Below are 12,667 nucleotides of genomic sequence, written 5' to 3' on the forward strand. Positions count from 1 at the left end.
CGATAACGACCCACAGAGGCGTGAACATGACCGCGACAGAACATCGCGGACAGAAGACCTTATTCTAAGCCGACGTATTTGAAGTCAAAGCTGACATCAAACGGTTTCCACCAGCGGCCTACGCCCGTTTCACCATCGGTGTGACGGTGCATACCGGCTTTTGATGGCGGATCGATGTGGTAAGTCACTTTGTAGTTACCCACGCCCATCATTTTGATGTTCGCGCCGTAGTGCGGGCCATCGCTGGCAACCATCGGCATGAAAGTGCCTTCCTGCTTCGCACCGGTATCGGTGTTAGTCAGGGTGTAAGCGATGGTCAGGAACGGCATCCACTCACCGGCACCGAAGCCATTCTTGTTACCTTCAGCGGCGTGGATATCGGCTTCCAGATGGATGTCCGCTTTCGCAGCAGGCAGGCCCATCCCACGTGGTTCCATATCGATAGGTTGCAGATAAACAGCGGCAATTTCCATTTCGTTCATGGAAACAGGCTCACCCGCTGGATATTCCTTAAACGCCAGCGCGGCAGGCGCAGTGAAAATACCGGCAATAACGGCACCCGCAATCAGACTTTTTTGCATATTCATCAAACCCATCCTCATCTCAGTCGTCCCTCTTCGCTTAATTCGCTAAGCGATTGGGGTTGTTATGGTTATTTGCTGCTCTTATTGCTTTCAGTATTAATTAACGTCGGACGCTTTTTTTATCAGACAGCAGACGCCCTGCGCCGCATCACCCACAGAGCGATTAACGCCGCGACCACCAGCACACCCTGTGGAATCAGCGTTTCCACATAAGGATAAATCCCCAACCCGCTGATTTCCGGCACGCCGGTCAGCAACGTCGGTTCAAACAGTTTGCCTTCGATCAGTTCCAGCACGCCTTTACCCGCAAACACAAACGCCATCAGGTACATAAAGCAGCCGGTAAACATGAAGAACGGCTTCAGCGGTAGTTTGACGATGGTGTAGCGCATCACGAGATAGGCGATCAGCAGAATCACACAACCGATAGCAAACCCGGCCAGAATCGAGAGATGCCCCGACATGTTGCTGGCATCACCGACCAGCGCGTAATAGAACAACACCGTCTCCGCACCTTCGCGGTACACGGCCAGAAAGCTGGTGAGCCATAGGCCAATCATGGAGCCGCTGCTTAGCGAATGGGACAGCTTGCCTTCGAGATAGGCCTTCCAGTGCCGCGTTTCCACTTTGGACAACAGCCAGTAGCTCATGAAGAACAACATCACGACAGCAATCAGCATCGTAATGCCTTCCAGCAGCTCGCGGCTGGCACCGGAATTGGTGAATACGAGTTGGAAAATGACAGCGGTAATCACGCTACACAGCAGCGCAACGTAAACCGACTGGCGAATCAGCGACAGCTTGTCCTGCTGATTGTTTTTCACCAGATAGGCCACGATCGCCGCCACAATCAGCAAGGCTTCCAGCCCTTCGCGCACAATAATCAGCAGGCTGTAGATCAACAGGCTCCAGTGGGTTTCGCCACCGTCGCCCAGCATGGTCACAGCCTTCGCCAGTTCCTGCTGTAGCGCATCGGCCTGCCCTTGCAGCTGTTCCGCCGGCTGTTTGGCGTTCATCAGGCTCACCAGACGGGTGAAATAGCCTTCCAGCGTCGATTTGAACGCCGCATCGCGAGAACCAATTTTGTTCTCCATGCCGGTGGCTTCAAACAGATCGAAATAGGTGTCCTGCACCGCCATGATGGCGGGTTTGACGTGACCCTGACGATACTGCGCGATCGCCGCGGCAATGGCCTGATTGATATCGTCGGCAACTTTCGCCCAGTTCGCGTCCGGCACGGCACCCGTATCGGCGTTCGCGGTAGGTGCTGCCGTCGCCTGCTGGCTGTCGCGCGTTGTCGGCAATCCCGGCAAGACATCTTCAATATCCTGCAACAGCGTGGTGACCCGATAGGCGACATCCGTCAGTTGATCGGGTTGACTGGCTAGGGTAATCAGCGCGGAGAATTGTTGATTAATGGAAGCCGCCTGCTGCGCTGAGCGATTCTGCCTGACCGACATCTCCATTTCAGAGTTTTTAAACCCCTGATAGTGCGCCTGCTGCACGCTCTGACTGGCCTTTTTGTAATCGCCAGCCTGATATTCGGTCACGGCCTGCGCGAGCTGGTCATCGATGATTTTGAAACTCTGCTGCCAGTACGGCGCGATCTCAGCATTGTCATAGGCACCGTGCTGCTCCTGTGCGACCAGCTTGTGCCCTTCCGACAACACGGGCAGAACGGCATCCAGTTCGCCCTTCAGCCAAGAGATTTTTGCCTGTACCTCGGCCTGCGGCTTTCCTTCGCCAATCATGCGGCGAATTTCACCGAAGGTCGCTTCCAACTGATAGCTTTTTTGCGCGGAAATGTTGATACGGATAGGGCCTTCAAGGTTTTCAAACACCTCGAAATAGGCCATCTGAACTTCGGTGCGGGCATCATCCGGCTTTTGCTGCTCATAGAGCTGAGCCGTTTTATCCAGCCGGGTTTCGATATCTTGAATAAATGAGGCGTAATCGGTCGCGGCAACTGCCACTGAACAACTCAACAGCCAACACAACAGCAGAAGCGTTTTTTGCCAGATAGACATAAGCGTGTGATGAAGCACAAATGATATTTATTCTTATTATCACTTTGAAGCCGCCATCTGTCTTGATTTACGTCACGAAAACATAAGCAACAATCACTTTAATATGTAACAAATAATTTCCATTTTAACGTAATGCCAGAAAATTCCGTTTTATTTCTATAACCCCAGAAAAATACGACTTTTTGATCTCAAAATCGGCAAAAAATCACCAATAAAATAATGCAATCATTATGCCAATAGATTAAATAATCTATCTCAGCGTTGGATGCGCCCGTCTTAAAATAGTATTTCTTTACACTAACGCAGTCAGATTTACAGAGAAAAACGCCATTTTCCCTCTGTAATCCAACGCATTACACGCGTCACGGTTAACGCGTTTCACCGATCACTTTTAGGCGATTACTCTAGCCATTCAAGTAAACGTCGCATTTAAGTCAACCTGGCGTTCAAGCGATAACCCACGAGAAACAGAACCGGGCAGATTCCTTTCCGCCCGGTTCGTCGCCAGTCTCATGGGTTATCTTACGCCCAGCGTCTATCCCGCATTTAACCCGCAACGGATCAGAATTTTTCCCATCCCTCACCGTTGCGACCCTGTGCCGATAGTAGCGGCGTGGTGCTCTGCCCAACCGCGCGATGAGCAGGAGCAGAGACCGCTGCGCGGGAAAAAGACATTGTCGGATCGCAATCCGAATCCAGATCGAACACATCCACCACGGCGGACAGCTCGCTGGTTTGTTCATCCAGACGGGCCGCAGCCTCGGCCGATTGCATCACCAACGATGCATTCTGCTGCGTGACGCTATCCATTTCGTGCACCGCCTGACTAATCTGCGTAATCCCGCGCGTTTGCTCATCCGTTGCCGCTGCAATTTCACCAATCAGATCGTTCACATGCGAAATGGAGGCAATAATTGCCGTCATCGCTTCACCGGACTGTCGAACCTGCCCTGCACCGGTTTCAACCCGTGAAACCGACTCAGCAATCAGCGCCTCAATCTCTTTCGCCGCCTGCGCACTGCGCTGTGCCAGCGTGCGAACCTCACCGGCGACCACGGCAAACCCTCGCCCTTGTTCACCTGCACGCGCGGCTTCAACCGCCGCATTCAGCGCCAGAATATTGGTCTGGAACGCAATGCTGTTAATCACCGAGGTGATATCGGAAATTTGTCGGGAACTGGCGCTAATACCATCCATCGTCTTCATCACGTTGCTGCTGATATTCCCGCCTTTTTGCGCCGTATCCGCCGCCTCCTTCGCCAGCTTACGCACCTGATGCACGTGATCAGTGGTTTGTCGCACCGTGGAGCTAATCTCTTCCATACTGGCCGCCGTCTGCTGCAGTGCCGCAGCCTGCTGTTCCGTGCGGCTGGAAAGGTTATCGTTGCCATCCTTAATGTTCGACGTCCCGTTGTTGATTTCCGTCGTGCTCTGCCGAATGACTGTCACCGTATCACGCAAACTTTTCTGTAATCGTTTGATATCGGGAATCAGCCGTCCCGCACAGTTCTTGCCAAATTCCGCCAGCTCACAGCCCAGGCGGCCCGCCGTTAGCTGCGACAGGTGCGATTTAAGCACGGCAATCGGTATTACCAGATAATTTCTCAGATAATACTCGGTGAAAATCAGCACGATAACCCCAATCAACATAACCACAATAAGCGCATTGCGGTTTTTATCATTGTGTTCATTCACGCTTGGAATCAATGACGAAGCGGTAATGCCGTCCGAATAACGTTTGATATCGTCCCCAAATGTCAGACTGATGGGGGGGTAAACGGATCGGAATATCTGTCGGAACCCTTCGTAATCATTACGTTGCAGTGCTGAATTCATCGGATCAATAGAAGAGGAGATCAGGGTGCTCCAGGTGTTTTTTACTGCATCAACCGTTGCCTGATCGACACCAACGTGCTCCGCCGTCTGGAATTTCTCCAGCGAGTCCTTGGTGTTTTTGATTGCACGCTGTGCCATTTCCAACGTCTGCCTGGCGTTTTCCGGCTCGTTACGTTGCAAATAATCCATGGTTCTTTCCATACGAGTTACGGCCCGAAAATATTGATCGGCTCCATAAACCAGATGAGAATACGTTTTGCGCTGAGTCTCACTTTTATCAAGCAAGTTCGTAACCTGATAAAGCGAGTAAAGACTGAATCCTGATGCCACTCCCCACGCCACTAGCAGGGAAGCCACTATGACCAGCACCATTAATTTTATGCTGACATTTCTTAGAAATTCCATAATGCACTCCGCGACGTTAACAAATATTTCCCGCCCGCATACTCTGTCGGAAAAGTATTTACTTTTTACTCATGACGGTGCCGCCCGTTGTCTCGCGCTCTTATCCCACGCGTTCTAACAGACGTTCTGGAATTCCCTGATTCATGCCCCATTGGATGGGAAATTAAGCTCAAAAAAATTAACGAATAGAATGTGTTATCTTCCTTGAAATGCCAATTTCCATTGTTTTCAACAGCCGACAGGCCTGACTACTCCAGCTCAGTCGGTGGCACATAGAGTTAATATCGTCAAAAACAGTATAGGCATTAACGGATAAAGAGGATGAATACGCAGCCACGTTATTTCCAGACGAATGTCCTATGGAAAAAGGTCGCGGCACTCAACACGTTAGGACGATTTATCATCGCCCTGAGCATGACCACGATCAGTAAATTAATTTTCTTTATCGGTGATTATCGAAGGTTAGATGACTGCATCAACAGCCTGCCGCAGGAATGCAGTTCTTACGATCCAAGACTCGGCTTTGGAGAATAATCATGCAGAAAGTGCTTACCGTCTGCCCGTATTGCGGGTCAGGCTGCAAAATTAACCTGCTGGTAGAGAACGGCAAAGTGGTTGGTGCGGAAGGGGCAAACGGCGTCACCAATGAAGGTGAGCTGTGTCTGAAAGGCTATTACGGCTGGGATTTTCTTAACGATACGAAAATTCTGACGCCGCGTTTAAAGCAGCCACTGATTCGACGTCAGAAAGGTGCGCCCTTTGAGGCCGTATCCTGGGATGAAGCTATCGGCTTCGCCAGTTCCCGTCTGAAGGCGATTAAAGAGAAGTACGGTGCCGAGTCGATTATGCATACTGGCTCGTCACGTGGTCCCGGTAATGAAACCAATTACGTGATGCAGAAATTTGCCCGGGCGGTCACCGGGAATAATAACGTCGACTGCTGCGCCCGACTCTGCCATGGCCCTTCGGTTGCCGGACTACAGGTGACACTAGGCAACGGCGCAATGAGTAACTCTATCTGCGAAATCGAAAAAACCGACTGCATCCTGATTTTTGGCTACAACGCCGCAGACTCACACCCCATCGTGGCGCGTCGGATCCTGAAAGCCAAAGCACGCGGGGCAAAAATCATCGTGTGCGATCCGCGCCATATTGAAACCGCCCGCATCGCCGATCTGTGGCTACCGTTGAAAAATGGCTCCAACATGGCATTGGTCAACGCGTTCGCTAACGTGCTGATTAACGAAGGCCACTACGATAAAGCGTACGTCGCCCGCCATACCGAAGGCTTCGAGGAATTCAGCAAGACCGTCGCGAAATACACGCCAGAGTACGTCGCTGACATAACCGGACTGTCGCCGAAATTGATTCGCGACGCGATGCGAACCTATGCCGCTGCGCCGTCCGCCACCATTCTATGGGGAATGGGCGTGACACAGTGGGGTCAAGGCGTTGATGTGGTCAAAGGGCTGTCCGGCCTGGCCCTGCTGACCGGGAATCTGGGGCGTCCGAACGTTGGCGTCGGACCGGTGCGTGGGCAAAACAATGTGCAGGGAGCCTGCGATATGGGGGCGCTGCCCAATATGTTCCCCGGTTATCAAAACGTCACGGATAAAGCGGTGCTGGCGAAATTTGCCGCTGCCTGGGGCGTACCTGAACTCTCCGATAAAATTGGCTACTCGCTGACGGATCTCCCGCACAGGATAAAAGAAGGGAAGATCCGAGCCAATTACGTGATGGGCGAAGATCCGCTGCAAACCGAGCCGGACCTGTCGATGCTACGCGATGCGTTCAACGAGCTGGACTTGCTGATCGTGCAGGACATCTTCATGACCAAAACCGCTGCGATTGCCGATGTGATTTTACCCGCAACCTCCTGGGGCGAGCACGAAGGGGTCTATACCGCCGCCGACCGGGGATTCCAGCGCTTTTATAAAGCCGTCGAACCACAGGGCGATGTGAAACCCGACTGGGAAATCATCAGCCTAATGGCCACAGCGCTCGGCTATCCGATGCACTATAACAACACGCAGGAGATCTGGGACGAGCTGCGAGCACTCTGCCCGCTGTATTACGGCGCAACCTACGAGAAAATGGCGGGATTGGGCTATGTGCCGTGGCCGTGTCCAACGGAAGACAGCCCGGGCACACCGTGGCTGTACGCCGGTAATCACTTCGATCGTCCCGGCGGGAAAGGCCTACTGCTCACAGCTGAATGGCGACCGCCGATGGAGTTGGTGGATGAAGATTACCCGCTAGTCTTGTGTACCGTGCGCGAAGTTGGCCATTACTCCTGCCGCTCCATGACGGGCAACTGCACCGCATTACAAACGCTGGCGGATGAACCGGGCTACGTGCAGGTTAGCCCTTATGACGCTGAGCGTTTAGGCATCCACGATCAACAGCTAGCCTGGATCTCGTCACGACGCGGCAAGGTGATCTCGCGCGTTGCCGTCAGCGAGCGCATCAATAAAGGTGCCGTCTATATGACCTACCAATGGTGGATCGGTGCCTGCAATGAACTAACGCTGGATCATCTCGATCCAGTATCCAAAACGCCGGAATACAAACACTGTGCCGTTAAGCTGGAAGCCATCGACGATCAGCAGGCAGCAGAGAACTATGTGCAACAGGAATACAGCCAGTTGAAAGATCGGCTACGCAGCACCGCAGAAAACGTCTGTTAATCTCTTACCTGAGCCGTCGCGAACCTCAGCCGTCAGGTAAAAGACGTGGCGGCTGAGGAAAATACATACTCTAAATAATTCGAGTTTCAGGAAGGCGGCAAGCGAAGGAATCCCGATGAGCTTACTCAGGTAAGTGATTCGGGTGACTGAACGTAGCCAACGCACATGCAACTTGAAGTATGACGAGTATAGATGGTTTAGACACCGTTTAACTCTCCTCACCGATAATGCCTTTATTCCCCACCTCATCTTGTAAAATTTCATTAATGAAAACGGATAAATTTCCGTTAATCGATAATAAACTTCTACGCACAACTTAAATTTTCACCTCTCGGTTTATCTTTTAAAATTATGTTGGTTATCACCGACCTCCCCTCCGCCCAATTGTTTTTTATTCCAATTTAGCGCAATTTGCGTTTCATTTTACAATGCTTTAATTTGTTTTTAACAAAAAGAGCCCCTTGTAGCGGCAGTGATCAAGTCGATTAAAAATAATTACTAAACAATCGGTTAGATGGACGCTAGCGGGGATAAAAGGACTATTATTATTGCTCGCATAGAGGTCGTTTATGTTACCGATTACCGTTATCTTATCGCTCCCTCATTATCTGTCCTTTATTATTCGTATCGACCCTGGAAGCTAATCCCCGCCTTTCATTCGTATTCTTCTGAACGTTGCTGACGTCGGGAAATAACCTAATTTCATCCCTTTCGATAGGCAGTTATAAAAAACTGCACGGCTTTTTTGTACCCCAAATTCGCCGAAAGAAAGGCAGTAAGTTATTCAGAATATAATAAAAAACAGGAGATTCACTGTGCTCACTATTCTCGGTTTCTCTATGGTCATCTGCTTTATGTACCTGATCATGACCAAGCGGATGTCTGCGCTGATCGCGCTGATTCTTGTCCCTACGCTGTTCGCACTGGCCGCCGGTTTCTATCAGGGGCTGGGGGCGATGATGCTGGACGGCATCAAAACACTGGCACCAACCGGCGTTATGCTGACGTTTTCTATTCTCTACTTCGGCATCATGATCGATGCGGGGCTGTTCGATCCGCTGGTGCGCTTCATTCTCCGTCTGGTTAAAGGCGATCCGCTGAAAGTGTTGGTCGGCACCGCCGTATTAACCTTGATGGTAGCGCTGGACGGTGACAGTACGACAACCTATATGATCGCGATTGCCGCATTCCTGCCGCTCTATCAGCGGTTGGGGATGAACGTGCTCGGATTGACCTGTCTGGTTAACATCGCCAGCGGCGTGATGAACCTTTCCCCCTGGGGCGGCCCCACGGCGCGTGCCGCCGCCGCATTGCGCGTTGATGCACTGGACGTTTTCCTTCCCATGCTCCCGGCAATTGTTTTAGCCAGCCTGACGTTGGTCGGCGTGGCCGTGTTTCTGGGTCTACAGGAGCGCAAACGACTGGGGATCATTGATGTCAGCAACTTCCAGAATGCGTCGATCAATCTGGGCAACGGCAGCGACGAAGAAAGCGACGCCAACCGCCGCCCTAAAATGTTCTGGCCTAACTTTATTCTGACCACACTGCTTCTGGTGTTTCTGGTGATCGGGATTCTGCCCATTCAGGTGCTGTTTATGGTCGGCTTCGCTATCGCCGTCATGCTCAACTATCCCAAGCTGGAGGAGCAAAAAGCGCGGATCGGCTCACACGCCGCTAACGTGCTCGCGGTGACATCGCTTATTTTCGCCGCGGGGATTTTCACCGGGATTTTATCCGGTACGGGTATGGTGGACGCCATGGCGAAGAGCCTGTTGCAGGTGATACCAGAAAGTTTCGGCCCGTATCTTGCGGTGTTCACCGCACTCATTAGCCTGCCGTTTACTTTTTTGATGTCCAACGACGCGTTCTATTTCGGAATCTTACCGGTTATCGCCCAAACGGCGGTCAACTATGGTATTACCCCAGAAGAGATCGCCCGTGCGTCGATTGTCGGCCAGCCGTTCCACCTGCTCAGCCCGCTGGTGCCATCACTCTACCTGCTGGTCAGTCTGGCAAAAGTGGACATCGGCGATCACCAACGCTTTGCAATCAAATGGGCGATTTTTGTCAGCCTGTCGCTGCTGGTCGGTGGTATTGTCTTCGGCGCATTTCCGTTCTATCACCAGTAAAACAGGATTGCTCCGGCCTGGCCGGAGCTTGCTCTGCTGGCAGGTGAGCCTTACTAACAAGAACATAAAGATTCCTCGTAACACCCTAAACGACATAGCAGGATAGCCATGGCTTTAACTCCCCTACAGACAAGGATTGTCAGACAAATTGTCGCCTATATTCGCCGCGAGCAGCTGCCGCCCGGCGCTCATCTGATCGAATCATCGCTGGCGCAGGTACTGAACACCTCGCGCACACCGGTCAAGGCCGCGCTGCTGTATCTGACGGAAAAAGGCATGCTGCATTACCACCGCAATCGGGGGTTTTATCTTGACCGCCATGCCCATGAATTAGGGCATTTGGTCACCGAATTAGCCGCCAGCAGCGAAGAGCCGCTCTACCGGAAGATTGTCGACATGCGCCTCTCCCGCCGGTTGCCAGAGCAGTTTTCAGAAGTGGATCTGATGCGAGAATGTCAGGTATCCCGCTCCGTACTGCGTAACGTTCTGACGCGTATTCAACAAGAAGGTTGGCTGGAGTTCCGCACCGGTCAAGGCTGGCGAACCACGCCGATTATCGATTCCGTCACGGCCTATGAGGAAAGTTTTACGTTCCGCCTGCTGGTCGAGCCGCTCAGTCTGCTGTCACCGCAGTTTCATATCGATCAGCACACGCTCAACGCCTGCCGTAAGCAACAGGAAGACATTCTCAATGGGGGTTACCTGACGCTCACACCGCATGAAATGTTCGATGCCAATACGCACTTTCATGAAACGCTGCTTGCCTGTAGTGGCAACCGCTTTGCCCACCATAGTTTGCAACGAATCAATCAGTTACGGCGTCTGGTGGAATATCGACAAGGAAGTCCAGCCTTCAATCCGAAGCGATTGGAACAGATTGCAGAGCATCTGGCGATTCTGGATTTCCTGCAACGGGGAGAGATCGAAACAGCGGCAGACTGGATGAAAAAGCATCTGGAAAAAGCGTGCCACGATAAAGTCAGCATCGATCTTTTTCGGTGAAATAACCAACAGAGAGGCCTCAAGTCGTCAGTAACATATGTTTAAAAAATAAAAAACACCATTTTAAACACCCTAAACGCCCAGCCACTTACAAATAGAAACACATAGAACAATAATTAAACGCCAAATCAGCAACAAAAAATAAAACTTAGAACACAAAAAAACAAAGTCACGATTTAAATAATTAAAAAATTATTTTTTTATAAAAATGACATGTATATAAAGTTTTTGTTAATTGTTCTTTTATTTTTACTTAATCTTTAAGTAATTCACCATCTGTTTTATTGATGTACAGCCACATATCATTAGCAACACTACTTCAACACCTTAGCTCATTTGCCTTAACCCGCAAAAAACCAATTTAACTAATTGTTTAATAATGGATTAATAAAGAAATCACGCTTTACGCGATCTGCGCATCACATCCCTATTTATCATTACAAGCGACATGGACATGCATTTTTCGCATGACAAAGATCACAATTACATAACAATCCGCAGAAAAAAAATGTAAAAAACAAGAATCGTTGTAATATCGGCGGGCAGACACAACACCCCAATAACAGGTTCGGGTGAGGAATTGGTGTATTCAGGGAAAGCACCAGCCATTCATCACGCGGCAATAATATTGTGTTGTCTGAATCAATTCATCAACATGAGGTTTATATGCAAAGGCAGAAGTTACTTGTACAGATAGTCTTGGCTATCGTCCTGGGAATATTAATCGGCTGGGCTTGCCATCAATATCTTGACGGCAGTCGAGCAAAAGAAGTCGCATCTTATTTCAACATGGTTACCGATATCTTCCTGCGCCTGATTAAAATGATCATCGCGCCACTGGTCTTCGCTACGCTGGTTTCCGGCCTGGCAAGCATGGGAGGAAACTCTTCTGCCGTTGGTCGTATCGGTATGAAAGCGATGATCTGGTTTGTCAGCGCCTCGTTCATCTCCCTGCTCATCGGTATGGTCTTCGCCAACCTGTTCCAACCTGGCGCAGGCATGAATCTCGAAATCCCCGCACAGCATGTTGCAACAGGTCTGAACACCGACAGCTTTACGCTTAAGAGCTTCATCAGCCATATCTTCCCGAAAAGTATCGTCGAAGCGATGGCGAACAATGAGATCCTGCAAATTCTGGTGTTCTCTCTGTTCTTCGGTTCCGCGCTTGCCTATGTAAAAGGCAAGAACAAGCATGCGACCACGATCATCTCCATGATCGAAGAACTGACCAAAGTGATGTTCCGCGTGACCGACTACGTGATGGCGCTGGCCCCTATTGCTGTCTTTGCCGCAATCGCTTCCGCGATTACCACGCAAGGTCTGGGCCTGCTTTACGACTTCGGTAAACTAATCGGTGAGTTCTACCTCGGTCTGACCGTACTGTGGGGCGTTCTGTTCCTGGTTGGTTACCTGTTCCTGGGCAAAGCCATCGTTACGCTGGCGAAGCTGATTCGTGAACCCACCATGCTGGCTTTCGCCACGGCGAGCAGTGAATCTGCTTATCCGAAAACCATGGAAGCCTTGACCAAATTCGGCGTGCCGAAAAAAGTCACCAGCTTTGTGCTGCCACTCGGTTACTCGTTCAACCTCGACGGCTCTATGATGTACCAGTCCTTTGCGATTCTGTTTATCGCACAGGCTTACAATATCGACCTGAGCGTTACTGAACAAATCCTGATCCTGCTGACGCTGATGATCACCAGTAAAGGGATGGCGGGCGTAGCGCGTGCCTCTATCGTGGTGGTTGCTGCAACACTGCCGATGTTCAGCCTGCCGGAAGCCGGCATCCTGCTGATTATCGGTATCGACCAATTCCTGGATATGGGTCGTACTGCAACTAACGTCATCGGTAACAGCATCTCTACCGCCGTCGTGGCCAGTCTGGAAAAAGATGTCCGCGATGATGATGAGAATGAAGAGGCTACCGACGAAGTCGTCGCCTATAAAGAACCTCAGCAGGCTACGCAAAATAGCTGATGCTGAGTGAGTGAATACGT

Annotated in this window: 8 protein-coding genes; 5 read left to right on the plus strand and 3 right to left on the minus strand. The window is 50.9% G+C overall.

Translation table 11 applies throughout. The features are described 5' to 3' along the window. Positions 1-59: 59 nt before the first annotated feature. The 3 genes from H4F65_RS06375 to H4F65_RS06385 form a co-directional block, all read right to left on the minus strand. Positions 60-587, minus strand: coding sequence for an iron transporter (locus H4F65_RS06375; RefSeq protein WP_010285198.1), 528 nt, complete (start codon positions 585-587; stop codon positions 60-62). Positions 588-706: 119 nt separating this feature from the next. Continuing rightward, positions 707-2,611, minus strand: a complete 1,905-nt coding sequence (locus tag H4F65_RS06380) for an FTR1 family iron permease (RefSeq protein ID WP_039320358.1) — start codon at positions 2,609-2,611, stop codon at positions 707-709. Positions 2,612-3,172: 561 nt separating this feature from the next. Then, positions 3,173-4,852 (minus strand): methyl-accepting chemotaxis protein, encoded by a 1,680-nt coding sequence (locus tag H4F65_RS06385; protein WP_039320354.1) that lies wholly within the window; start codon positions 4,850-4,852, stop codon positions 3,173-3,175. 321 nt (positions 4,853-5,173) lie between these two features. Between H4F65_RS06385 and H4F65_RS06390 the strand changes: the two genes are divergently transcribed. The 5 genes from H4F65_RS06390 (at position 5,174) to H4F65_RS06410 (ending at position 12,647) form a co-directional block, all read left to right on the plus strand. Beyond that, positions 5,174-5,386 carry a hypothetical protein gene (locus tag H4F65_RS06390; protein WP_010286967.1) on the plus strand — a complete coding sequence of 71 codons (213 nt, stop codon included), beginning with the start codon at positions 5,174-5,176 and terminating at the stop codon, positions 5,384-5,386. Between the two features lie 2 nt (positions 5,387-5,388). Further along, positions 5,389-7,539 (plus strand): formate dehydrogenase subunit alpha, encoded by a 2,151-nt coding sequence (gene fdhF, locus H4F65_RS06395; RefSeq protein WP_010286966.1) that lies wholly within the window; start codon positions 5,389-5,391, stop codon positions 7,537-7,539. 815 nt (positions 7,540-8,354) lie between these two features. Then, positions 8,355-9,668 carry a CitMHS family transporter gene (locus H4F65_RS06400; protein WP_010286965.1) on the plus strand — a complete coding sequence of 438 codons (1,314 nt, stop codon included), beginning with the start codon at positions 8,355-8,357 and terminating at the stop codon, positions 9,666-9,668. Between the two features lie 108 nt (positions 9,669-9,776). Then, a complete protein-coding gene (locus tag H4F65_RS06405; RefSeq protein ID WP_039320352.1) occupies positions 9,777-10,670 on the plus strand; it encodes a GntR family transcriptional regulator in 894 nt (297 codons plus the stop codon). 666 nt (positions 10,671-11,336) lie between these two features. Further along, positions 11,337-12,647 (plus strand): dicarboxylate/amino acid:cation symporter, encoded by a 1,311-nt coding sequence (locus tag H4F65_RS06410; protein WP_039320350.1) that lies wholly within the window; start codon positions 11,337-11,339, stop codon positions 12,645-12,647. The last annotated feature ends 20 nt before the right edge of the window (positions 12,648-12,667 follow it).

Origin of the sequence: Pectobacterium brasiliense, from assembly GCF_016950255.1 — a bacterium.
GTDB classification, from domain to species: Bacteria; Pseudomonadota; Gammaproteobacteria; order Enterobacterales; family Enterobacteriaceae; genus Pectobacterium; species Pectobacterium brasiliense.

Coding starts and splice junctions, on each gene's coding strand:
- H4F65_RS06375 (WP_010285198.1), bottom strand. CDS start 587: ATGAATATGCAAAAAAGTCTGATTGCGGGTGCCGTTATTGCCGGTATT.
- H4F65_RS06380 (WP_039320358.1), bottom strand. CDS start 2,611: ATGTCTATCTGGCAAAAAACGCTTCTGCTGTTGTGTTGGCTGTTGAGT.
- H4F65_RS06385 (WP_039320354.1), bottom strand. CDS start 4,852: ATGGAATTTCTAAGAAATGTCAGCATAAAATTAATGGTGCTGGTCATA.
- H4F65_RS06390 (WP_010286967.1), top strand. CDS start 5,174: ATGAATACGCAGCCACGTTATTTCCAGACGAATGTCCTATGGAAAAAG.
- fdhF (WP_010286966.1), top strand. CDS start 5,389: ATGCAGAAAGTGCTTACCGTCTGCCCGTATTGCGGGTCAGGCTGCAAA.
- H4F65_RS06405 (WP_039320352.1), top strand. CDS start 9,777: ATGGCTTTAACTCCCCTACAGACAAGGATTGTCAGACAAATTGTCGCC.
- H4F65_RS06410 (WP_039320350.1), top strand. CDS start 11,337: ATGCAAAGGCAGAAGTTACTTGTACAGATAGTCTTGGCTATCGTCCTG.